The sequence below is a fragment of the Pedobacter foliorum genome (assembly GCF_013266735.1).
GTDB classification, from domain to species: domain Bacteria; phylum Bacteroidota; class Bacteroidia; order Sphingobacteriales; family Sphingobacteriaceae; genus Pedobacter; species Pedobacter foliorum.
Window position 1 is genome coordinate 224,921 of the sequence record NZ_JABSNU010000004.1, and the last position, 22,931, is coordinate 247,851.

Sequence of the window (22,931 nt, forward strand, 5' to 3'; positions counted from 1 at the left end):
TTTATTTTTTTGTTTCTATCGATGTTAATCTACTTCAAGATTGCGGACAAGTTCAATATCATAGACAAGCCAAATGAAAGAAGTTCACATACAAAAACAACTATTAGAGGTGGAGGTATAATTTTTCTTGTTGCTATCATCATATCGGGAACTTTAGATCAGCAATATTTTATTCCTATGATTGGAGCATCCATTATTGGAATAATAAGTTTTATAGATGACCGAATTACCCTTTCGAGTAGAATTAGGGTTTTATTTCACTTAGCAGCTGTAACATTAATGTTTTATTTCTTACCAGTATTTGGAATTCTCTCGTGGTGGGCTATAGTTATGCTTTATATTCTTGTCATAGGTACAATTAATGCCTATAATTTTATGGATGGGATTAATGGGATAACAGGTTTGTATAGCCTCGTAGTTTTAGGTGGATTGCAGTATGTAAATTTATGCCAAAGTTCTTTTGCTGCCCCAGATATGATTTGGTTCCCGATTATCTCTTGTTTAGTTTTTCTTTATTTCAATTTTAGGAAAAAAGCAAAATGCTTTGCTGGGGATGTTGGGAGTATTACTATGGCTTTTTGGGTTATTATGCTGATAATGCAATTGATTCTGAAAACAGATAATTATTCTTATATTTTATTTTTATCGGTTTACGGTGTTGAAACAGCATTGACCATTATTCATCGTCTTTATTTGAAGCAGAATATTTTTGATGCTCATAGATTACACCTTTATCAGCTTATGGCTAATGAACAAAAAATGCCTCATCTTATTGTCTCCTCGATTTATGCGCTGTCACAGATGTTAATCATAGTGTTGATTATTTTTGGAGAGTTTAATTTTTATACATTAGTTGCGTTGATCTTGATACCGCTAATTTTGATTTATACTTTTATGAAACCAAGATTAATGGTTAAATTGTCTGACTAAATGGAAAAATCTTATGTAATATACGGTGCCGGAGGGCATGCCAAGGTTGTGGTAGATTTGATACTAGAGCTTGGTGGTATTATAGAATGTGTATTTGATGATAATGTTGAAGAGGAAAATGGAACCTTCATGGGTATTCAGGTTCTGAAATATAATCCTGCATTATACAAAGAGGCTAGATTAATTATTGCTATTGGTGACAATATGGCTCGCAAAACCCTTACTCATAAACTAAAGCATAATTTTGCAACCTTAGTCCACCCTAAAGCATCAATTTCAGAATTTGCTTTAATTGGAAAAGGAACTGTTATTTTGGCCAATGCAGTAGTACAAGCAGAGGTAAGCGTTGGTGACCATAGTATCATAAATATTGGTGCATGTGTTGACCATGAAGTAAGTATTTATGATTTTGTACATATTGGGCCAATGGCCTATATTGGGGGAGCAGCTATAATAAAAAATGGAGTGAAAATTGATCCAGGTGTAATTGTATTAAGAAATACTGAAATTGCTGAAAATAGCCATGTAACACCGCTTTCATTAGTTCGTCCATAATCATTTGCTTGCAAATAACAATATACCTACTTTTGGGTATTAGAAGTTTGGTTTAATTATTGCTAAGTTTGTTTTTGGATAAAATCACCCATGAATGTTCACTAAACTAGAAATCGTACCCCGCTGGATTATATTCACAATCGATATTTGTTTGAGTGTCTTTGCTCTCGTTCTCGCAAAAGTTCTCAAAAACAATTTTATTCTTGAAAATATTAACGCACTAGCATTATATAAGTCGGTATTGCTTGTTGTTGTCGTAAATACGCTTGTATTTTTTAATATTAAAACTTTTGCAGGAATTGTTCGTTACACCAGTGCGCAGGATTCGTTTAGAATACTGTTTGCGGTGATCTTAAGTTCTCTTGCGATTTTCTTTTCTAATGCCATTATAATTGTATTGGGAGGTGATAGAATTTTAAGTAATGTCACCATCATCATCTATTCGCTATTTAGCTTTTTGTTCTTAATAACCTACAGAGTAATTGTGAAGTACTTTTTTATGTATATAAAAAATGCTAAACTAGATAAAATCAGAATAATTATTTATGGTGCAGGAGAAGCAGGGGTCGCTACCAAAAGGACCTTTGATCATGATGCTAAAGTAAATAAGACTATTGTTGCCTATGTGGATGACGATTTACGAAAGGTTGGAAAAACTATTGACGGAATTAAGATTCTTGATGCTGCTACACTTGAAACCTTAATTATCAAACATGAAGTGGATGAAGTGATATTTGCTTCTTACACTATACCGACAGATAGAAAGGAGCAAATTGTAGATGCTTGTCTGGAGAATGACGTCAAAGTACTAAATATTCCGCCAGCTGATGTTTGGTCTCGCAGTGATAGAAGTACTGCCCAAATTCAGAACCTCAATATTGAAGATCTGTTAAATAGAAAGCCGATTCATATTGATACTGAAGGTATACAAAACCAACTAAAGGGTAGACGGATCTTAATTACGGGTGCAGCTGGATCTATAGGTAGTGAAATCGTAAGACAGGTGCTGAAATTTGAATCGGGTTTGATTATTCTCTGCGATCATAGTGAAACTGCTCTGCACCATTTGTATCTTGAACTCGAAGAAACGCATAAGAATATTAATTTTCATGCGTTTATTGGAGATGTAAAAGACGAAAAACGTATGAATTTCTTGTTTGAGACATTTAAGCCGCATTACGTGTATCATGCAGCCGCATACAAACATGTGCCTATGATGGAAGATAATCCTGCAGAGGCCATTAAAACGAATGTATTGGGTACAAAAACGATTGCTGACTTGTCTGTAAAACACGGTGTTCAGAAATTTGTAATGATATCTACTGATAAGGCTGTTAACCCTACAAATATTATGGGGGCTTCTAAACGTATTGCTGAGATTTATGTACAATCATTAAATAATTCTCTAACAACTCCAGATTTCATATTTTCAAATGGATTAGGGTATATCAATGATCTAAATGTAAAGCCAATTACCAGGTTTATTACTACTCGTTTTGGAAATGTTTTAGGATCTAATGGTTCTGTAATCCCTAGATTTAAACAACAAATTGAAAAAGGTGGTCCTGTAACGGTTACCCATCCTGAAATTACGCGTTATTTCATGACCATACCAGAAGCATGTAGATTGGTATTGGAAGCCGGATGTATGGGTAAGGGTGGAGAGATCTATGTTTTTGACATGGGTAAATCCGTTAAAATTGTTGAATTGGCTAAGAAAATGATTCGTCTTGCCGGGTTAGTGCCTAATGAAGACATTAAGATAACCTATTCGGGTTTAAGACCAGGAGAAAAGCTATATGAGGAGCTGTTGAATGATAATGAGAATACCATGCCTACGCATCATGAGAAGATCATGATCGGTAAGGTTCGTGAGTATATTTTTAATGAAATTGAAGCTCAAATCTATAAACTGGTTGAACATGCTGTTATTAATGACAATAGAAAAGTTGTTATACAAATGAAAACCATAGTTCCTGAATTTAAGAGCAAAAACTCTAAATTCGAGGAGTTTGATGTTATATCAAATTAAGTGTTCTCAATAAATACCCTAAACACACTTAAGGTCAAATTAGATAAACTATAAAAATCGCACCTTTTTTACGCAAACGATTGATTTTGCTATTAAACCGCTATAAATAATAAAAATGATTATTAGATTTGGGTTTTAAACTTTAAGTTTGATAAAATTTATTAACACTTTTTATTTATTTACCTATTGATTTTATGTGTGGAATAGTTGGTTACATAGGCCATAGAGAAGCCTGGCCTTTAGTTATTAAAGGATTAAAAAGATTAGAATACCGTGGTTATGACAGTGCTGGTATAGCCCTGATTAATAATGATGGTTTAAACATCTATAAGAAAGCCGGTAAAGTACTGGAGCTTGAAAACTTTGCCGAAGGTAAAAACCTTTCCGGTACAATTGGTATTGGACATACAAGATGGGCAACTCATGGTGCTCCATCTGACAGGAATTCTCACCCACACACTTCTCATAGTGGTGACTTAACTATAATACACAACGGAATTATTGAAAATTATGCAGCTCTTAAAGAGATGCTAGTGAGTAAAGGTCATGAATTTAATAGCGATACAGATACTGAAGTACTGATCCACCTGATTGAAGAGATTTATAAACAAGAAAATGTTGATCTTTTGGAGGCTGTAAGATTAGCCCTTCATAAAGTAAGTGGTGCTTATGCTATCGTTGTAATGGACGAAGCACAGCCTGATCAACTGATCGCTGCCAGAAAAGGTAGTCCGATGGTTATTGGTGTAGGTCAAGGTGAATATTTTATTGCCTCTGATGCAACCCCAATTGTAGAATACACTAAAAACGTAATTTACCTGAACGACAATGAGATCGCTTTCCTTAAACGTGATGAGTTAATGATCAAACGTTTAGATAATGTTGTTCAGACGCCATATATCCAGGAATTAGAATTGAAATTGGAAATGTTGGAGAAAGGTGGCTATGATCACTTTATGTTGAAAGAAATATATGAGCAGCCACGTTCTGTAAGAGATTGTCTAAGAGGTCGTATCTATCCTAATGAAGGAAGAGTACAATTAGGTGGGATTAGTGAATTTGCGCATAAACTTAAAAATGTAGACCGCATCATCATTGTTGCCTGTGGTACTTCATGGCATGCGGGATTGGTTGGTGAATACTTAATTGAAGAATACGCAAGGATACCTGTTGAGGTAGAATATGCTTCGGAATTCAGATACAGAAACCCAATTATAACTGAGAAGGATGTCGTAATTGCAATCTCTCAATCAGGTGAGACTGCAGATACCATGGCAGCTATTGAAATGGCTAAAGAAAAAGGGGCAACCATTTTTGGCGTTTGTAATGTGGTTGGAGCTTCTATTCCAAGGCTTACTCATGCAGGTGCTTATACGCACGCCGGTCCAGAGATTGGTGTAGCATCAACCAAAGCTTTTACAGCTCAGGTTACGGTATTGACTTTGATTGCTTTCCATCTTGCACAGCAAAAAGGAACTCTAACAAGTTCTAAATTAACTGAGCTGTTAACTGAGCTAGACAACATCCCTCAGAAAATTGAAAAAGCCTTAGAATCAGAAAGTCTGATTAAAGAAATCTCTGCCAAATTTAAAGATTCAAGAAACTGCTTGTTCCTGGGTAGGGGAAGTGGTTTTCCTGTGGCGCTAGAGGGAGCTTTAAAGCTTAAGGAGATCTCTTATATACATGCCGAGGGTTATCCCGCCGCAGAGATGAAACACGGCCCTATCGCCTTAATTGACGAAGAGATGCCGGTAGTGGTTATTGCAACCAAAAATTCATCTTACGAAAAAGTAATCAGCAATATTCAGGAAGTGAAAGCCAGAAAAGGAATTGTTTTGGCGATTGTTACTGAAGGTGATACTGAAGTTAGAAAAATGGCAGATTACTGCATCGAGATTCCTGATGCCAGTGAAGCTTTCTTGCCGTTGTTAGCGACTATTCCATTGCAACTATTATCTTATCACATTGCGGTAATGAGAGGTTGTAATGTAGATCAGCCAAGAAATCTGGCGAAATCAGTAACTGTAGAATAAAATTTTAAGAAGAAAGGCGGTAATTACCGCCTTTCTTCTTATCTTTAAATTTAAACCTACTCTACTTACTAATGATAAAACGTTTCTCACTCATCGCTTTTTGTATCATCCTCACAATTGCTTCGTGCAAAAAGAAGGATTCCAGAATTAAACCAGAAGACCTGCCGACAGCTCTTAAGAGCATTAATGTAAATGACAAGGCGTATCAATCAGTCGAGTATGATGAACATGGGAGGATTGCCCAATTGTCAAGTGGAACATTTGTTGATTCTTTTAAGTACAATGAACAAAATCAGGTTATAGAAATTATCGACGAGAATTATGCATTCACTACATCGGCTTCAACCTTTGTTACTAAAGTTTTTTATAAGGATGGTATCCCTTTCTCAGGTTCTAGAAAAGATGCCAGTTCACATATTAAAAGTCCAAATGCCCAGTATTACGTAGATAGTGTGAGTTACAAAGTAATAAACAATGAAGTAACCGAAATAAGATATTTCGACAAAAAATTTTATGATTATTTTACTAATGAATTGAAATACACGAATACTAAAGATACGCTCGTGTATTATTTTTCTTATTTAAATAATAATCTAGCGTCAGAAACGCTACATAAATATGCAGTAGGGAAGTATACATATGGGGCAAAGAAAGGAATTTTATCTGCTAAGAAACTTCCTTTTGTCTTATATCAAGGTGCCCCCCCAGTTTTATATGGGGAAAATGAGTTACTAACCTCTGATGACACAGTAGAAATTCATACTTATAATTACACTTATAATCAGGCTGATTTTCCCGTTTCTGCAAAAGTTGGGGTGACTTACAAGGCTGATTACGCTCCAACTTCTTACAATCAAAGTTTTGTTTATAAATAATTCTTTTAAGGAGACAAGCGGGTATTGATTTAGACTTTTAAGTTTAACCTGATCAATTCGATTTTACTGTTGATCTTAAGCGTCTGATAGATATTCTTAAGATGTGTTTCAACAGTGAAAATGCTAATGAACAATTCGTTGGCAATATCTTTATTTGAAGTTGTGCCCTGATTCATAATGCGTACAATTTCAAGTTGTCGGGGAGATAGCTTAGAACGAAGCGTATAAATATCTTCATTACCCTCTAAATCCTCCTGAACATTTGATCCGGTTAAAAAAACATCTTCGTCATTAAGTACCTTTTCAATACTCTCTTTAAGTATATCTATACTCGTATCCTTAGGGATAAATCCATTTACACCGTTTTTTTTACATTGGCTAATAATTGCCGGATTGGTGTACATGGAAATGATGATGATCTTTACTTTAGGAAGTTTTTTGCGTATTTCCAACGAGGCGGTCAAGCCGTCCATAAAGGGCATATTAATGTCTAGCAAGACTAAATTCGGAGTATAGCTATTGAGTAGATGCATTAGCTTTTTGCCATTGTTTACTTTAGCAAGAACATTATAATTGATGAACTCGCTGGTAAGCAATTTTTCCAGCCCCTCTGCGAAGAGTTGATGATCTTCAGCAATGATGATACTAATGTTCGTTTTGGTACCCATATTTATGGCCAATCAAGAGGTTATTTATAATTAAATATACGTAAGATATATCCAATTTAGGATACCTGAAAGAAGGTAAAATGCATTAGGTGTTTTGAGTCTTATTTTTATGATCTTAATTCATTTATTTTGAATAAACATCGGATCAAAATTTTATTGCAATGAAAAAAGGGTTTTTGTTCTTAATAGCCATATTATGGTTTTTGGGATTTAATGCTTTTTCACAGAAAAAGCAGCAAGTAATTGAAGATAGGGTATTGAAGCTGGCTACCTATCAATATGCTGACAATAACAGAATTGCCAATATCTCGCCTTTGGCGGCCTTTCTTACTGAAAAGATAGGAAGAAAGGTGGAAGTTAAAAGTTATCCCACAGTTCATTCGTTTATTCAAGCTATCCAGCGTAATGAGGTTGATATTGCATTGATCAATACATTTGGGTACTTGCTTTTGGAAGCTTCAAAAGAAACCTATCCAATGAAACCTTTTCTGGCACTTGAAGTGGCCCCGGAAGCTGTTGATAATTACAAAACAGCAATTGTTGCTCATGCTGGTTCAGGCATCAATAAGATTGAAGATATTAAGGAATATGCCTCGAAAACGCGTCTTTTATTAGTAGCGGAAGGCTCAACATCAGGTAATCTTGTACCAAGGCTTGCACTTACCAAAATTGGGATTGTTGATGCGGAAAAGAATTTTAAGGAGGTTGCTTATGGAAAGAATCATAAATTGACTATAGAAGCGGTGGCCAATGGCAATGTCGATCTAGGGGCTATGGGAAGCACAGAGTACTTTAAGTTTACAGAGAGCCCTCAAAATAAGGCTAAGATTAAATTGGTGTGGATGTCGCCCGAAATCCCTTTAGGACCGGTACTAATTAATAATGCTTTAACAACAGAAACAAAAGCACATATTTCTAGAACGCTATTAGAATTACATGAGTTACAGCCAGAATCGCTTCTAGCTGTAAAAAATGGATGGAGTGAAGCAAAACAAGCTGTGAAATATATCAGGATTGATGCAGATTATTATAAGCCGTTTGAAAAACAATTAGGTAAACGAGCTGATCTGCAAAAAATCCTAAAGCAATTTGCGAACTAACGTGAAGCGTTTTAGTTTATTTCTTTAAAGGATCAAATACTGCAACTGCTACCCTAGAGTCGGCACATCCATAGTATAGGAGCCATTTTTTTTGATGAAAGATTAAGCCTTCGACAAATACAGTTCCGGCTGGGTATTGTCCGCTTTTCTCAAATGATTCTGTAGGAACAAAGAATGGTTTATCTAATCTATCTATCACTTTTTCAGGGTTTTTAGCATCAAAGAGGACTTGTCCGGCTGCATAAGTATTGGCTGTATAGTTTTTATCTGCCTGGTCACCTGAAGCATTTTTCCCATTGTACAATACGAGTATCCCTTTGTCTGTTAATAGCGCGGGTGGACCTGCCTCAGTGAGGTCGCTGTCGAAATAGTTCTTTCTTGGTTTGATCAGTTCCTTGATCCTTCCTTGTTCATCTAATGCAGGTGCCCAGTTCACCAGGTCGTCAGAGGTTGCAGCATTAAGAAACTTTTCGCCCCAATACATCAAATATTTTCCATTCACCTTTGCAATTACTTGCTTACCATTTACCAGTTTGGTTACGATAGAGGCTGATTTAGTAAACATGTCGTAAAACTTGCCGTTGTAAGCCTTTGCAAAAGCAGGACCGTGTTTAGTCCACTTAATTAAATCTTTAGAAGTGGCAACGCCTAGTCGAGCCACCTTTTTGTTCCATTGCGTATAAAACATTACATAGGTGCCATCGCTGGTTACCGCTACCCTTGGGTCTTCACATCCTCCGGGATTTTCTAATTCTTTTTGGTTGTCATTGCCAGGATAAAATACAGGTTCACTTTTCCTTTTAAAGGTTAACCCATCTGTACTGTATGCATAGCCGAGTCTGGATGTTCTGTGGCCAATTCCGACACCCGATTTGTCCTCTGCTCTGTACAGTACTACAATTTCTTTTCCTTTTACGGTTGCTGCGGGATTAAAAGTATCGTTTGATTCCCAGTCTACATATTTCCCTGAAAGGGGGTCAAGAAAGGTGGTGCTGGTATTTGGTGAGATGATTGGGTTTACACCGGCAGGTCGTAAGAAAGGTCCTAAAGCCCATGTCGGTAATTTTTCCTGAGCAGTTTGTGCGCTTGTTTGCTCTGCCGAAAGCAGAAAAAACGAGCAGATTAAAGCGAATGATAAAAATGGTTTCATATTAATTGGTTCCGAATTGTGTGTTTGGCTGAGCACCCATGATTAGTTCTAGTTTACCACCTTGGGTGATATCCCGATGATCTATATAGGATTTATAATAAGGTTTGCCGTTAAGCTTTGCACTTTGGATATAAATGTTTTGTGTGCTGTTGTTTTTAGCCTCAATAGTGAACTTTCCACCGATCTCGACCTTGTTGAAAACCGGACTGGTAAGTTCATATCTGGTGCTGCCGGGGGTAATGGGATGAAAACCACTGGCGGCCATTACGTACCAGGCCGACATCTGTCCTACGTCTTCATTGCCCACCAAACCTTCAACAGCATTGTGATAGGCACGGCTACAGATTGCCCGGGACCATTTTTGTGTGAGCCAGGGGGCGCCCACTCTGTTAAATAGGAAAGGTACATGATGCACCGGTTCATTGGCATGATTATAATAATCGTTCCACATCATATTTTGAGGAACTTTCTCGAAGAAATTTGTGAGATCTGCCAGTACTTTTTCTTTACCTCCCATTAAGGTCGTCATTCCTTCGATATCCTGAGGCACAAACCATCCTTGCTGATAAGGATTGGATTCCACACATCCATAGGATTGCTTTAGCCTGCCTTCTTCTGGCCATGGGAGCCATCTCCCATCTTTATCTTTGGGCCTGAACCATCCTTTTTCTGCATCAAATATGTTTTTGTAGGACTGTGATCTTTTGAAATACTTTTGCTGATCGTCAGGTTTTTTCAAAGCTTCGGCTATTTTAGAAACGCACCATTCAAAGTAGGAATATTCGAGTGTATTTGAGATCTCACTTGGTTCATTGGAGGAGCCAAGTGTTCCATTGCCATATTTCTCTACACTGTTTACCGAAAGCTGGTATGCTTTAGCTACATCGAAGTTTCTTAAACCTTTGGCGTATGCATCCGTAATTACAGATACAGCAGGATTACCAATCATACAACCACTGTAAGCATTCAAAAATTCCCAGCGTTCCAGATAATTTTCCTGTTTTTCATCGGCCAGCGTAACCAATGAATTAATCATATCGGTTACTACTGTTGGATTAATTATGGTTTGTAAGGGCATCTGACTTCTGAAAACATCCCAGCCGCTAAAGATGGTCCTTTTCGTAAATCCATTTGCTTTATGCGCCTTATGATCGCCGCCAAAATATTGTCCATCTGCATCCTGGAATGTACGAGGATCAATTTGGGTATGGTATAGGGCGGTGTAGAATACAGTTTTTTCTTCCTCGGTACCACCTTCAATTTTTATTTTGGATAGGGCTTCGTTCCATAGTTTTCTGGTATTGGCTTTTACTTTGTCAAAATCCCATCCTTGAATATCAGTGTTCAAATTTAGTTTTGCGCCATCTATGCTTACGAAGGAGATACCCGTTTTCATTGTGACTTGTTCGTTCTGTTTGGTTTCAAATTCTGTGAAAAAACCTAAGTGTTTTCCTTCTTTTTCGCTTAAACCTTTCAATATAGATGACTCTGCTAGTCTTTGTTGGTATTTGTCGCTGGTAACATCTTCAAGCTTTCTTTTCCAGTCACTGGGAATGTCGGCCGACCATATTCCATATTGTGTTAGTGGCTTACTAAACTCGGCGTAAAAATAGACGGTGTAATCAGCCTTCCCGCTGCCATTTCCCCAGCCACCACCATCAGGCGTACATTTCATCCATCCCTGGATGGTATTTTTATTTACAACTTTAATGTATTGTAGGGTGGAGGTTCCACCAACCCTTCGGGCAAGATCAATTTGTATGCGCGATTGTTTGTTTTCGGGAAAAGTAAAACGCAGCATTCCGCTCCTTTTGGCTGCAGTTGCTTCTGCTTTGATGTGATTTTCTGTTAGCATTACCGAGTAATAACCTGCAGAGGCCCGTTCCGACTTTTTATCGTAGTTAGAACGGTAGCCGGATTGGGTATCATTTGATTTACCCGCACTGGTTTGTAGTTTTCCTGTAGTTGGCATCACAAGGAAATTCCCTAAATCCCCGTACCAGCCTATGCCACTCATTTGAGTAAATGCAAATCCTTCAATAGAGGTATGCTCGTAACTGTAGCCAGACCCATTATCTCCACCGGTAATGGTATTGGGACTTACCTGTACCATCCCAAATGGGGTGGTAGCTCCGGGAAAAGTTTTGCCCAGGCCATGAGCACTACCGGCAGCTTCTGTGTTGGTGCTTGCGCCGATAAAAGGGTTAACATAGTCGACCGGGTGTTTTTTGTCAGGCTTTTTATAAGCCGAAAGACTGATCGCAAGAATTAGTAGTAAAAAAGGGTTGAAATGTTTCATTTGGTTAGTGCTTAACGCTGCCTCATCCCGACTTTAGGAGAGATCTCTTGATCATGAAGTAGCCGCGAAGCAAATCGGCATAATCAAGAGATCCCTCGGTTCCTCGGGATGATGCCCCTTCTAATAAGTATGAAGGTGAGCATATTTAAAACCTAAATTAAGATAAAATAAAGCGATTTAGCAAATCGATCAAATTTGATACAAAGGTTTTTATGAATTACAGATAAAAATTATTAACTCACATATATTATGAGAAAAATACTTTTATTCCTGTTGTTTGTTACGTTAGCTATTCCTACTTTTTCGCAGAATGCAGCTTACGAAACCAAGAAAGACATTAGCTATTATCCGGCATCAACCAAAGCAGATGCTTATCGTGAAGAAAGGTGCAAGCTTGATGTTTATTATCCTAAAAACAAATCAAATAGTTCAACTATAGTTTGGTTTCACGGTGGTAGCCTGACTGGAGGCAACAAGGAAATACCAAGAGAACTGTTGGAAAAGGGATTTATTGTAATAGGGGTAGGTTATAGATTGTCGCCTAAAGTACTTGTGAAAGATATTATTGAAGATGCAACTGCTTCCGTTGCCTGGGCTTTTAATAATGTAGCCAGTTATGGTGGAAACAACAAGCTTATTTTTGTTTCAGGTCATTCGGCAGGGGGGTATCTGGATATGATGTTGACATTGGATAAAAAATACCTTGCCAAGTATCATATTGATGCAGATTCGATTGCCGGAATAATTCCTTTTAGCGGACAGGCAATCACCCATTTTACAGTGAGACAGGAACGTAAGATAAAAGATGTTCAGCCTATAATAGATGAGTATGCTCCACTATATCATGTGCGCCCTACGGCTCCACCAATGCTGTTAATTACAGGTGATAGAGAAATGGAAATGTTAGGCCGATATGAGGAGAATGCTTATCTGGCAAGAATGATGAAGCTGGCGGGACATAAGGCGACTGTGGTATACGAATTACAAGGTTTTGGGCATGGAGATATGGTAGTTCCCGCTATGCCTTTGCTTATAAAAGAGGTAAACAGGTTAAGTAAACAGATTAAAGAAAACAAAAGGATTGGATTATAACCAATTGCTAAGGAATTGCTTCATCGCGTCTTTATATTGATCGCCGATCGTGATGTTTGTGCCGCCAATTTGTACTGTATTTTTGGTAATTGCATCAATTTTTTCAAGAGCAATGATAAAGGAGCGGTGTATCCTCATAAAAAGACGTGGTGGCAGTTTTTCTTCCAGTGATTTTAATGTAATTAAGGACAATAAAGGTTTAACTTCATTAATCAGGTGAATTTTTGCATAATCCTTTAATCCTTCAATGTAAACGATGTCCTTTATGGCAACCCGAACCAGTTGATATTCGATCTTAAGAAAAATGTATTCTTCATGATCAGGAGCTAGTTGCTTAGACTGTAACATCTCTGCATAAGCCCTCGCCTTATTTGCAGCTTTTAAAAATTCCTCATAATCATAGGGTTTTAAAAGGTAATCCAAGGCATCAACTTTGTATCCTTCTATTGCGTAATTATTAAAAGCGGTTGTAAATATTACTCTTGGTTTGGCGCTTCCAGGTTTGCTTTCCAGTGTTCTTGCCAGTTGAATTCCGGTTAAGTCGGGCATTTGAATGTCGAGAAAAATAAGATCTATACTGTGCTCATGCAGCGCTTCTAAAGCTTTTATCCCGCTCGAAAAGCTCCCCGCTAATTTTAAGAATGGTGTTTGCTCTATAAAACTACAAATTAGCCCAAGTGCTAATGGCTCATCATCAACTGCGATGCAATTCAGTGTCATCAAGGGTTATATTTAAGTTAACAATAAATGCTTTGGTATCTTCTGTAATATAAGCACTAAAAGTATGCCTTCCGGGATATAACAATTCAAGTCTCCTTTTTGTGTTGCTTAAACCAATTCCGCCATACTCATCGGCTGTGACTGCATTGCTTTTAAAAATGGAGTTTTTTACGGTCATAGTAAGTTCCTTATCATTTAACTCAAGGGATATGGTGATGATAGAGGGGACTGTTGTACTCACTCCGTATTTAAATGCATTTTCAATATAGGGAAGGAATAGCATGGGTGCGATCTGGGGATCGGACTTCAGGATAGGTTCTTCGAAAACTACGGTTGTTGTATCGGTTAAGCGCAATTTCATGAGCTCAATGTAGTCGACAATAAAAGAAACCTCTTTGCTAAGTGGTGTTATGCCCGACTGGGTTTCATAAAGAAGGTAGCGCATCATCCGTGAGAGCTTATGTAGTGCCTTTCTGGATTTGTCAACATCAACATGGGTTAATGCGTAAATGTTGTTTAAGGTATTGAAAAAGAAATGCGGATTAATCTGGGCTTTTAAAAATGATAGCTCTGAACCTATTTTTTCTTTCTCGAGTGCTTCTCTGCTTTGTTTATCGGCCTGCCATTTTTGAATTAAGGTAACACTTGTGCTTATTCCAAACATAAATAGGGTCATCATGATCAGGAATATATCAATCCTGTCTGACCTTTTTGGTGGTCTGGGTATTCCCATTTCACTAAATGCCTTGGTCATAAGGGCGGGCAGATTTAATGCCTCATCTATAACCTTTATGAATGGGCCGGCTAAAATAGCTACGGCTAGAATAACCAGTATAAAAGTAAGTGTCTGGTTTTTGAGTAGTAATTGAGGGACGAGAATTTTACTATTTACATAGAATACAATAATTAGCATTACCAGGATACAACCCTGCTTGATCCAGAACTGAAAAGGTAGGGTAATATTCCACGATAAAGGCTGATGAAAAAGAAGCACAAAAGCAAATAGCATCCATGAAAAAACATGGAGTAATATGCTAATGTATGGACGGCTTTTTACTGAAACCATTGGTTTAAAGATTAGTGATTATTAAGTGAGTACAAGGTAGGCAACCTGTTAAGATAAGTGCAAATGTTTCCGTCGAGTCATAATGCCTCTCCGTCGACGTGTTTGGTTTGCCAGTCTATCGCGTTTTTTTTAGAGGGTAAATAGCTGTTGATTTGACTAGTTAATACAGTTTTTATATAGAGATATGTTAAGATTAACAATTAAAATTCTGCTGCTTTTATGCATCACCTGCTTTAGTCTCCAGGGCTTTGGTCAGGAAACAACATTAAAAGTTTTGCCGCCAGTCTGGGATTTGGCAGCATGTCTGCAGTATGCAAAGACAAATAATATTCAGCTTAAAAGCCTGGTGCTTAATAAACAAAGTGCAGAACAGGATAAGCTACTGGCAAAATCGGCACTATTACCCGATCTGTATGGCTCGGCATCACAATCCTTTAATCATTATAACATGGCTACCAATGGCAGTAGTGATGCACTTAATTATTCTGGATCATATGGCTTAAGTTCTTCATGGACGCTTTATAAAGGAGGTTTTCTTAAAACCGATATTAAGCAAAAAGACTTATCGGTTCAATCTGCCAATTTCAGTATTCTTGAAAGTGAAAATGACATCACCTTACAGATTACTCAAGCCTACCTGAGTATTCTTGTGGACAAAGAGAGCATTATTTACAATGAGGATCTGGTGAAAACTTCAGAGGCGCAGCTTGCACAGGCACAACGTCAGTTCACTGTGGGATCGGTAGCGCGTAAAGTTGTAGCTCAGTTTGAGGCACAATTAGCTACGGATAAATATAATTTAACGACTTCTGCAAATGCGGAGCGTCAGGATAAGATAGCGCTTAAACAATTGTTACAGTTGCCAGATTCTAAAGAATTTGATGTGGTAAAACCGGATACGGTAATTTCAACAGGAAGTATCACTGATCTAAACACGGTACAGCAATATGCTTTGCAAAACCGCCCGGAAATAAAGAATGCCGAGCTAGGGGTACAAATTTCGGACCTTGGGCTTGCTAAAGCTAAATCCGGTTATATGCCCTCGCTAACATTGGGAGCGGGTATTGGGACAAGTTATGCGAGAGATCCAAACTATAATGCTTTCAGGCAATTTGATAATAACTTTTACCAGCAGGCAGGGCTAACGTTGTCTATCCCAATTTTTACCAACAGGCAAAATAAAACGAATGTTGCTAAGGCAAGAATTGAAATCGCACAATCTAAATTAACTCTTGAAAATACGAAGACCACTTTGGCTTTAAGTACAGAGAAAGCATATATCAATGCACAGAATTCGCAGAACCAGTTTGAATCTGCTGTGCAACAGCTGAAATTTAATCAGGAGGTATATCGCATTGCGAACCAGGAATTAAAGATCGGTGCAGCAAATATTGTTGAATTCTATCAGCAAAGGAATTTATATGTACAGGCAATGCAATCGTACATACAAGCAAAATACAATGCAGCGTTGGCTGCAAGAATCTATGAGTTTTACTTAGGAACACCCATTAAATTATAAGTCATGAAGTCCAGAAAAATTATTCTAATTATTATCTCTATTATAGTTGTACTTGGGTTACTCTGGTACTTCTTTTTAAGAGGGAAAGAACAGCCTGTTGTACTTACTAAAGAGCAACCTGTAAGGGGGGCAATTTCAACAAGTGTTACGGCTACAGGAACAGTTCAGCCGGTAGATACGGTAACTGTAGGAACACAGGTTTCGGGAACTATTTCTGCATTGTACGCAGATTTTAACTCCACTGTTAAGAAAGGACAGTTGCTTGCCCAGTTGGATAAAACACTTATACAGGCAACAGTCGATCAGGCAAAAGCCAGTCTGGCACAATCCCAAAGTAATTTGACCTACCAGCAGGCAAATTTCAATCGTCAGAAACAACTGTTTGAAACAGGTTCCATAAGCAAAGCTGATTATGATCTGGCAGTGAATACTTTGCAAGTGGCAACAGCCAATGTAAATAATGCTAAGGCGCAGTTAAGATCGGCAGAAAGAAATCTTTCTTTTACACAGATTTATTCTCCTATAGACGGCGTAGTATTGGGACGAAGTGTTAGTATAGGGCAGACCGTTGCCGCTAGCTTTAATACCCCAACCATTTTTACCATAGCAAAGGACATTACCAAAATGCAGGTTCAGGCAAAGGTGGATGAGGCGGATATTGGGAATGTTGTTAAAGGGCAGCGTTCAACTTTTACAGTGGATGCTTTTATCAATGATACTTTTAATGGGACAGTGAAGGATATTCGATTGCAACCATCTATTTCATCAAACGTGGTTACTTATGCTACTCTTATTGATGCGCCGAATGATGATAAGAAACTAAAGCCGGGCATGACTGCAAATATTATAATTTATACTAAAGAGGTAAATGATGCTTTGCTGGTTTCTGCGCAGGCATTAAAATTCAATCCGGATTCGGCTTTGCTTAAAGCGTATGAAATTGTGCCACTACCAGGTAGAGGAATGGGAAAGAAAGGTGGCAAAGGTAGAAAGCCATCGAAAGAGTCAGTTGGAGAATCGGAAGTAACGCCGCCATCTTTTGTCTGGGTATTACAAGGTCAGAAGCTGATTCAAAAAAGAATAAAAACGGGGTTGAATGACAATACACATGTAGAGGTACTTGAAGGGTTGAACGAAAATGATATAGTGATTAGTGGTATGGAAGGAGGTTCATCAGGAGCTCCTGTTGCTGCGGCAGCTTCAAGTCCATTTATGCCAAAAAGACCAGGAGGAAACAGACGATGAGCCACAAGATTCTTCAAATACAGAATGTAAAAAGAGAGTTTAAAATGGGTACCGAAACGGTGAGGGCATTAAAGGGGGTTTCGTTTGATGTGGATTCGGGAGAGTTTTTAACGATCATGGGAAGTAGTGGGTCGGGTAAAACCACATTGCTAAATATGCTGGGCTGTTTGGATAAACCAACTGAAGGTACTTATATGCTGGATAATGTAAATGTGAAAGAACTTACCAGAGACGAACTTGCAAAGTTGAGGAACCATAAGATTGGCTTTGTTTTTCAGTCGTACAATTTATTGCCAAGAACTTCAGCGCTTGAAAATGTGGAGCTTCCATTGCTTTATAATCCGACTATTGGTACGAAAGAACGGACAGAGCGTGCTATTGCAGCTTTGCAGGCCGTAAAGCTTGATGGAAGGTTTGATCATATGCCGAACCAATTATCAGGAGGACAGCAGCAACGTGTTGCAATTGCCAGGGCATTGGTGAATGAGCCCGTGATGATCCTTGCAGATGAGGCTACCGGAAATCTGGACACGCGAACATCCTACGAGATTATGTCGTTGATGCAGGAGCTGAATCAAAATGGAAAAACAATCGTGTTCGTTACCCATGAGCCGGACATTGCTGCATTTAGCACCAGAACAGTGATGTTGCGGGATGGGAAGGTTCAAAAAGATTCAATGAATAAACACATTCGTTTGGCTAAAGATGCGCTGGCTTCCTTGCCTGCGGCAGACGATTATTAAGGAGGAATTATGAAATTTATTAATCTCATTAGGTTGGCAATTAAGGCCTTGCAACGAAATAAACTACGTGCACTATTGACCATGCTGGGCATTATTATAGGTGTTGCCTCAGTGATTACTATGATGTCTATTGGGGAAGGATCGAAGCAAAGTATTAATGCTTCGCTTGCCAGCATGGGATCTAATATGATTACCATTATGCCCTATAGTAATGAACCCGGAGGTGCCAGAATGATGGGCAGTAGCCTTAAAACACTTACGATTAAGGATGTAGATGCACTAAAAAATAATGCGGTAAATATTGCTGAAATCTCTCCGCTTGCATCCTCAAATGGACAATCTATAAACGGAGCCTCCAACTGGCCTACTTCTATGCAAGGAGTAAGTCCGGAATATCTGGATATCAGAAAGCTATCAGTGAAAGAAGGCATTATGTTTTCAGAACAGGATGTTCGGGCTTCGGCCAAAGTTTGCTTGCTGGGTAAAACAGTAGTTGATAATCTGTTTCCTAACGGGGAAGATCCGATCGGCAAGATCATCAGGTTCGGTAAAATTCCCTTCCAGGTTATTGGGGTACTTACCCCTAAAGGCACAAGTAACTTTGGTCAGGATCAGGATGATATTATTATTGCGCCTTATACAACGGTTCAGAAAAGAATTTTATCATCAATTTATTTTGGACAGATCTATGCTTCTGCGACCAGTGAAGCGGCATCTGATGCTGCGGTAGCAGAAATAACAAGTACGCTTAGGGAAACACACCGTTTAAGAGATGCGGAGCAAAATGATTTTCAGGTAAGAACTCAGGCAGAACTGATGACGATGATGAATTCTACAAGCAGTATGATGACTGCACTGTTAACTGCTGTGGCTAGTATTTCTCTGGTAATTGGGGGGATCGGGATTATGAATATCATGTATGTTTCTGTAACAGAAAGAACCCGGGAAATAGGTTTGAGGATGTCGATAGGGGCAAGAGGAATAGATATTTTATTGCAATTCCTGATTGAGGCAATTGTAATCAGTGTTACTGGAGGTATCATAGGTGTGATATTGGGAGTTTCTGCTGCACTGATAGTTCCTGCCTCATTAAATTGGCCGACCGTAATTTCGGAATTTTCTATTGTAATCTCCTTTTTAGTCTGTGCGGTAACAGGTATTTTCTTTGGTTACTATCCTGCGTTGAAGGCCTCAAAACTGGATCCTATAGAAGCTTTACGCTATGAATAATCGCAGAAAATGGCATCTTAAACTATGAATTTAGCCTGTTGATCTCAATTAACATTTGTTAACATATGAATTCACAAAATTCGCTTTCAGAATATGAAACGAATTTTACTCTTACTTGGACTCACAGGCGCTATGGGCATTAATGCATGGGCGCAACGCCCGCTAAAAACGCAGGCCACAATTGATGGTTTCTACAGTTTGTCGATGACAAAGATGTTGGATACCCTTTCGTTGAAATGCAAGATCAGGATCATTTATGAACCCGAGATGCTAAAGGATTATATGGTGACAGACCGTTATTTAAATGATGAGGTAAAGGATGTGCTGGGAAAGATTTGTAGGGAGAATAAAGTTTATTATTGGTTAGATCCAGATCAAAATATTTACATCATTCGTAAACCGGAAGATGTGAGTCGCTTAAAGAAGATGGCCATTGAGAAACCTGTTTTTAAGGAGAACCAGTTAAGTTCTACGACATTATTAAGAGAAGAAAGAGTAGTGAGCAGTAAACCGGAGCCATTTAAAATAACAGGGAGGGTGGTTGATAATGCCAGTGGCGAATCTCTGCCTGCTGCAATTGTAAAAGTTCGCAATACCAATAACAGTACAGCTACTAATGCTGACGGTTATTTTACACTTTTAAATGTCCCTTCAGATACCTGTGTGCTTGATATCAATTATATCGGTTATCGCCCGGATGTTTATGCATTAAATAAAGTAAATATTAGAACAGAAGTTCTTATTGAACTTTTCCCTGCTGTAAAGTCATTAAACGAAGTGGTGATTACTGATAAAAGAAGGGACAATGCAATGAGTACCGACAAGCGAAGGGTGAGCGTGCTGCAAATTTCTCCATCAAAACTGGAAGAGCTCCCAAATATTGGAGAAAAGGACATTCTTAGGTCGTTTCAATTGATGCCGGGAATTAGTGCCAGTAACGAATCTTCGTCAGGCGCATATGTAAGAGGGGGGACGCCTGATCAAAATCTGGTGCTTTTTGATGGTTTTACTGTTTATCAGGTTGATCACCTTTATGGATTTTTCAGTGCTTTTAACAGTAATGCCGTTAAGGATGTGACTTTGTACAAAGGAGGTTTCTCAGCAAAGTATGGCGGGCGCTTATCAAGTGTTACCGATATAGTGGGTAAAGAAGGAAATAGTAAAGAAACCAATATTGCCGGGGATCTCAGTTTGCTAAGTGCGAATGTGTTTTTAGAAAAACCGCTCAACAGCAAATCGACCCTGTTAGTGGCTTATCGGCACTCTTATCAGGGCCCATTATACAATAAGATTTTTAATAAATTCAACAGTAGTACAACTGTTGCTTCCGGGCCAGGGAGCGGACGTATGGGAGGCGGGCCCCCTGGTGGTGGAGGTGGAGGTTTTGGTGGTAACGCAGCAACTGTGACTGTACCATCTTCATCCTTTTATGATCTGAATGCAAAATATACTTATGCACCAGATGATAAGAATAGATTTTCATGGAGTATTTATCAGGGAAATGATAATCTGGATAACAGTAGAGATGTTGCATTACCTTCTTTCTTGTCGGGTGGCGGGAGTATCAGTTCGACGGATAAAACAACTTATGGTAATTTGGGATCGAGCTTTAAGTGGTCTAGTCGATGGACATCCAGATTATATTCCAATACTTTGCTCAGCTATTCTACTTACCATAGTGATAGAGATAACAGCAATAAAATAACCGTTCAGGATAGTGAGGGGGTTAATCAGGAAATCTCAACAGGAACATTTGAAAAAAATAACCTCAAAGATTTTAGTTTGAAATCTGATTGGGAATTACAGGCTGCGAGCAAATTTAAAGTTCTTTTTGGGGCGTTTGCATCTAAACAAAATGTTTCTTACGAGAACAGTTTAAATGATACCAGTACGTTAATTAATCAACATACAAAAGCACTTACAGGTGGCGGATATGTCGAATTGGAAATTACTCCGGGGAGTAGGTTGCAGCTAAACCCAAGTCTGCGTAGTACCTATTATGATCTTACAGGGAAGATGTATCTGGAACCTCGGTTTTCAGCAACTTATACACTTACAGATCGCTTTACGCTTAAAGGCTCAACCGGAAAATTCTATCAGTTTACCAATCGTGTAATTAAGGAAGATATTTTGGCTGGTAGTCGTGATTTTTGGGTGCTTTCTAATGGTAATACCATCCCGGTGAGTTCTGCACTACATTATATAGCAGGATTTAGTTATGAAACAGATCAGTTCCTGATTGATGTAGAAGGTTATTATAAAACGTTGGATAACCTGAGTGAATATTCGCAACGGCAAACTGGAAGGAGGCCGGGTTCGTCGGGAACACTGGAAGAACATTTTTACAATGGAACCGGATATACAAAAGGGATTGAGTTTTTATTACAAAAAACACATGGCAAATACACAGGATGGGTGAGCTATACGTTATCAAAAGCAGTAAATAATTTTGAGGTATACGGCGGTGAGTTCCCGGCAAATCAGGATACGGGGCACGAGTTTAAATTGGTTAATGTTTATCATGATGGTAAATGGACTTTCTCTGCAACATGGATCTATGCAACGGGGAAACCCTATACTGCCCCGTTAACAAGTTATACTGTTAATGATTATTCGGGAAGAAGCCGTACTTTTTTAACCATTAGTGAGAAAAATGGCGCACGTATGCCTGCATATCACCGTTTGGATGCCTCGGTTACCTACGATCTGATTAAGATAGATAGTCGCAAAACCGGAAGTATTGGGTTTTCGCTTTTCAACATCTACAACAGATCTAACATCTGGTATAAACAATATTCTATAGTAAACAATCAGGTGCTTACTTCTAATGTAAATTATCTCGGTTTTACCCCAAATATTACACTCAGTTTAAAATGGAAATAAAGATACATACCATATTTTTCGTTGCATTTGCAACTCTATTCTTGTTCTCTTGCAAAAAAGGGGATTCATTGGATGGTGATTATACAAGACCGGTGGTGGAAGGCTATTTGGTACCTGGAAAATCGGTTCTTGTAAAAGTTTATTATCAAAAATACCTTGATGATACCATCTCATTGGGCTTTCCTGTTACCGATTTAAAGCTTAAAATATCGGATGGCTCCAAAACGGTTGAACTAACTGAGGGGGCGGATGGTAACTATGTTTATGGAGATACGACTTTTATTGTCGAAAATAAAACCTATTCGCTGAGTTTTAACTACAACAGTAAGATCATCAGTTCGGAAACTACTGTTCCAAATAAACCTATAGGCTTTGCTACTTCTGATTCTCTGCAAAAAGTTCCTGTGATGGATTTTGGAACAACTCCGGCAACTTTTGTTCCCATAACCCTAAGTTGGAATAATAATGCTGGAGGACATTACATGATGCTTCTAAAAAATACTGAGACCAGTAGAACAAGTATAAACCCAAGAAATAATGGATCGTACAGGGATACTGAAGTAACCTTAGGACAGGTTTCCTCTTTTCAAACCCAGCAAATGACTTTTAATTATCTGGGTCATTATCAAGTAATCCTGTTTCATATCAATAAAGAATATAGTGATGCTTTGAATAATAATGGGGGGAGCTCATTAAACTTAACTAATCCTTATACAAACATTGTAAATGGGCTTGGCATTTTTACGGCAATGCAGGCAGATACCTTAAAACTACGTGTATATCAGTAACAA

18 protein-coding genes are annotated in these 22,931 nt (G+C 38.3%); 13 read left to right on the forward strand and 5 right to left on the reverse strand.

Going from position 1 to position 22,931, the window contains the following annotated elements; genetic code table 11:
* The first annotated feature begins 21 nt into the window (after nucleotides 1-21).
* The 5 genes from HQN83_RS10790 to HQN83_RS10810 all read left to right on the forward strand — a co-directional run bounded on the left by HQN83_RS10790 (nucleotide 22) and on the right by HQN83_RS10810 (nucleotide 6,425).
* Nucleotides 22-930, forward strand: coding sequence for an MraY family glycosyltransferase (locus HQN83_RS10790; RefSeq protein WP_246254449.1), 909 nt, complete (start codon nucleotides 22-24; stop codon nucleotides 928-930).
* Nucleotides 931-1,485, forward strand: a complete 555-nt coding sequence (locus HQN83_RS10795; protein WP_173090351.1) for a PglD-related sugar-binding protein — start codon at nucleotides 931-933, stop codon at nucleotides 1,483-1,485.
* 94 nt (nucleotides 1,486-1,579) lie between these two features.
* On the forward strand, nucleotides 1,580-3,517 hold the full coding sequence (locus HQN83_RS10800) for a polysaccharide biosynthesis protein (RefSeq protein ID WP_173090352.1): 1,938 nt from the start codon (nucleotides 1,580-1,582) through the stop codon (nucleotides 3,515-3,517).
* 194 nt (nucleotides 3,518-3,711) lie between these two features.
* Complete coding sequence (gene glmS / locus HQN83_RS10805; RefSeq protein WP_173090353.1) at nucleotides 3,712-5,550, forward strand: glutamine--fructose-6-phosphate transaminase (isomerizing); 1,839 nt, start codon at nucleotides 3,712-3,714, stop codon at nucleotides 5,548-5,550.
* 71 nt (nucleotides 5,551-5,621) lie between these two features.
* On the forward strand, nucleotides 5,622-6,425 hold the full coding sequence (locus HQN83_RS10810) for a hypothetical protein (protein ID WP_173090354.1): 804 nt from the start codon (nucleotides 5,622-5,624) through the stop codon (nucleotides 6,423-6,425).
* 29 nt (nucleotides 6,426-6,454) lie between these two features.
* On the opposite strand, the gene HQN83_RS10815 is transcribed toward HQN83_RS10810, so the two are convergent.
* Nucleotides 6,455-7,093, reverse strand: coding sequence for a response regulator transcription factor (locus HQN83_RS10815; protein WP_173090355.1), 639 nt, complete (start codon nucleotides 7,091-7,093; stop codon nucleotides 6,455-6,457).
* 161 nt (nucleotides 7,094-7,254) lie between these two features.
* Here HQN83_RS10815 and HQN83_RS10820 point away from each other — a divergent pair, with 161 nt between their 5' ends.
* Nucleotides 7,255-8,193 carry a phosphate/phosphite/phosphonate ABC transporter substrate-binding protein gene (locus tag HQN83_RS10820; RefSeq protein ID WP_173090356.1) on the forward strand — a complete coding sequence of 313 codons (939 nt, stop codon included), beginning with the start codon at nucleotides 7,255-7,257 and terminating at the stop codon, nucleotides 8,191-8,193.
* Nucleotides 8,194-8,209: 16 nt separating this feature from the next.
* Here HQN83_RS10820 and HQN83_RS10825 read toward each other — a convergent pair whose 3' ends face one another.
* Both HQN83_RS10825 and HQN83_RS10830 read right to left on the reverse strand, forming a co-directional pair.
* Nucleotides 8,210-9,343 (reverse strand): glycoside hydrolase family 130 protein, encoded by a 1,134-nt coding sequence (locus tag HQN83_RS10825; RefSeq protein ID WP_173090357.1) that lies wholly within the window; start codon nucleotides 9,341-9,343, stop codon nucleotides 8,210-8,212.
* Between the two features lies 1 nt (nucleotide 9,344).
* A complete protein-coding gene (locus HQN83_RS10830) occupies nucleotides 9,345-11,642 on the reverse strand; it encodes a GH92 family glycosyl hydrolase (RefSeq protein WP_173090358.1) in 2,298 nt (765 codons plus the stop codon).
* 249 nt (nucleotides 11,643-11,891) lie between these two features.
* Here HQN83_RS10830 and HQN83_RS10835 point away from each other — a divergent pair, with 249 nt between their 5' ends.
* A complete protein-coding gene (locus HQN83_RS10835; RefSeq protein WP_173090359.1) occupies nucleotides 11,892-12,734 on the forward strand; it encodes an alpha/beta hydrolase in 843 nt (280 codons plus the stop codon).
* Here the strand turns inward: HQN83_RS10835 and HQN83_RS10840 are convergent.
* Entirely contained in the window at nucleotides 12,729-13,454 is a 726-nt protein-coding gene (locus tag HQN83_RS10840; protein ID WP_173090360.1) for a LytR/AlgR family response regulator transcription factor, read from the reverse strand. The two genes, HQN83_RS10835 and HQN83_RS10840, sit on opposite strands and share 6 nt — an antisense overlap.
* Nucleotides 13,429-14,520 (reverse strand): sensor histidine kinase, encoded by a 1,092-nt coding sequence (locus HQN83_RS10845; protein ID WP_173090361.1) that lies wholly within the window; start codon nucleotides 14,518-14,520, stop codon nucleotides 13,429-13,431. Before HQN83_RS10845 ends, HQN83_RS10840 begins: the two co-directional genes overlap by 26 nt.
* 184 nt (nucleotides 14,521-14,704) lie before the next feature.
* Here HQN83_RS10845 and HQN83_RS10850 point away from each other — a divergent pair, with 184 nt between their 5' ends.
* The 6 genes from HQN83_RS10850 (at nucleotide 14,705) to HQN83_RS10875 (ending at nucleotide 22,928) form a co-directional block, all read left to right on the forward strand.
* Nucleotides 14,705-16,039: a TolC family protein gene (locus HQN83_RS10850; RefSeq protein WP_173090362.1), complete on the forward strand. Its 1,335-nt coding sequence runs from the start codon at nucleotides 14,705-14,707 to the stop codon at nucleotides 16,037-16,039.
* Between the two features lie 3 nt (nucleotides 16,040-16,042).
* Complete coding sequence (locus HQN83_RS10855) at nucleotides 16,043-17,284, forward strand: efflux RND transporter periplasmic adaptor subunit (RefSeq protein WP_173090363.1); 1,242 nt, start codon at nucleotides 16,043-16,045, stop codon at nucleotides 17,282-17,284.
* Entirely contained in the window at nucleotides 17,281-18,027 is a 747-nt protein-coding gene (locus tag HQN83_RS10860) for an ABC transporter ATP-binding protein (RefSeq protein ID WP_173090364.1), read from the forward strand. Before HQN83_RS10855 ends, HQN83_RS10860 begins: the two co-directional genes overlap by 4 nt.
* Nucleotides 18,028-18,036: 9 nt before the next feature.
* Nucleotides 18,037-19,257, forward strand: a complete 1,221-nt coding sequence (locus HQN83_RS10865; RefSeq protein WP_173090365.1) for an ABC transporter permease — start codon at nucleotides 18,037-18,039, stop codon at nucleotides 19,255-19,257.
* Between the two features lie 93 nt (nucleotides 19,258-19,350).
* The gene (locus HQN83_RS10870; protein WP_173090366.1) at nucleotides 19,351-22,140 is read left to right on the forward strand and encodes a TonB-dependent receptor; all 2,790 of its coding nucleotides are present in this window, start codon (nucleotides 19,351-19,353) and stop codon (nucleotides 22,138-22,140) included.
* A complete protein-coding gene (locus tag HQN83_RS10875; RefSeq protein ID WP_173090367.1) occupies nucleotides 22,131-22,928 on the forward strand; it encodes a DUF4249 family protein in 798 nt (265 codons plus the stop codon). The genes HQN83_RS10870 and HQN83_RS10875 overlap by 10 nt, the downstream gene beginning before the upstream one ends.
* The last annotated feature ends 3 nt before the right edge of the window (nucleotides 22,929-22,931 follow it).

Excerpts from the sequence above, each read along its gene's own strand:
- HQN83_RS10790 (WP_246254449.1), top strand. The coding sequence starts at position 22 with ATGTTAATCTACTTCAAGATTGCGGACAAGTTCAATATCATAGACAAG.
- HQN83_RS10795 (WP_173090351.1), top strand. The coding sequence starts at position 931 with ATGGAAAAATCTTATGTAATATACGGTGCCGGAGGGCATGCCAAGGTT.
- HQN83_RS10800 (WP_173090352.1), top strand. The coding sequence starts at position 1,580 with ATGTTCACTAAACTAGAAATCGTACCCCGCTGGATTATATTCACAATC.
- glmS (WP_173090353.1), top strand. The coding sequence starts at position 3,712 with ATGTGTGGAATAGTTGGTTACATAGGCCATAGAGAAGCCTGGCCTTTA.
- HQN83_RS10810 (WP_173090354.1), top strand. The coding sequence starts at position 5,622 with ATGATAAAACGTTTCTCACTCATCGCTTTTTGTATCATCCTCACAATT.
- HQN83_RS10815 (WP_173090355.1), bottom strand. The coding sequence starts at position 7,093 with ATGGGTACCAAAACGAACATTAGTATCATCATTGCTGAAGATCATCAA.
- HQN83_RS10820 (WP_173090356.1), top strand. The coding sequence starts at position 7,255 with ATGAAAAAAGGGTTTTTGTTCTTAATAGCCATATTATGGTTTTTGGGA.
- HQN83_RS10825 (WP_173090357.1), bottom strand. The coding sequence starts at position 9,343 with ATGAAACCATTTTTATCATTCGCTTTAATCTGCTCGTTTTTTCTGCTT.
- HQN83_RS10830 (WP_173090358.1), bottom strand. The coding sequence starts at position 11,642 with ATGAAACATTTCAACCCTTTTTTACTACTAATTCTTGCGATCAGTCTT.
- HQN83_RS10835 (WP_173090359.1), top strand. The coding sequence starts at position 11,892 with ATGAGAAAAATACTTTTATTCCTGTTGTTTGTTACGTTAGCTATTCCT.
- HQN83_RS10840 (WP_173090360.1), bottom strand. The coding sequence starts at position 13,454 with ATGACACTGAATTGCATCGCAGTTGATGATGAGCCATTAGCACTTGGG.
- HQN83_RS10845 (WP_173090361.1), bottom strand. The coding sequence starts at position 14,520 with ATGGTTTCAGTAAAAAGCCGTCCATACATTAGCATATTACTCCATGTT.
- HQN83_RS10850 (WP_173090362.1), top strand. The coding sequence starts at position 14,705 with ATGTTAAGATTAACAATTAAAATTCTGCTGCTTTTATGCATCACCTGC.
- HQN83_RS10855 (WP_173090363.1), top strand. The coding sequence starts at position 16,043 with ATGAAGTCCAGAAAAATTATTCTAATTATTATCTCTATTATAGTTGTA.
- HQN83_RS10860 (WP_173090364.1), top strand. The coding sequence starts at position 17,281 with ATGAGCCACAAGATTCTTCAAATACAGAATGTAAAAAGAGAGTTTAAA.
- HQN83_RS10865 (WP_173090365.1), top strand. The coding sequence starts at position 18,037 with ATGAAATTTATTAATCTCATTAGGTTGGCAATTAAGGCCTTGCAACGA.
- HQN83_RS10870 (WP_173090366.1), top strand. The coding sequence starts at position 19,351 with ATGAAACGAATTTTACTCTTACTTGGACTCACAGGCGCTATGGGCATT.
- HQN83_RS10875 (WP_173090367.1), top strand. The coding sequence starts at position 22,131 with ATGGAAATAAAGATACATACCATATTTTTCGTTGCATTTGCAACTCTA.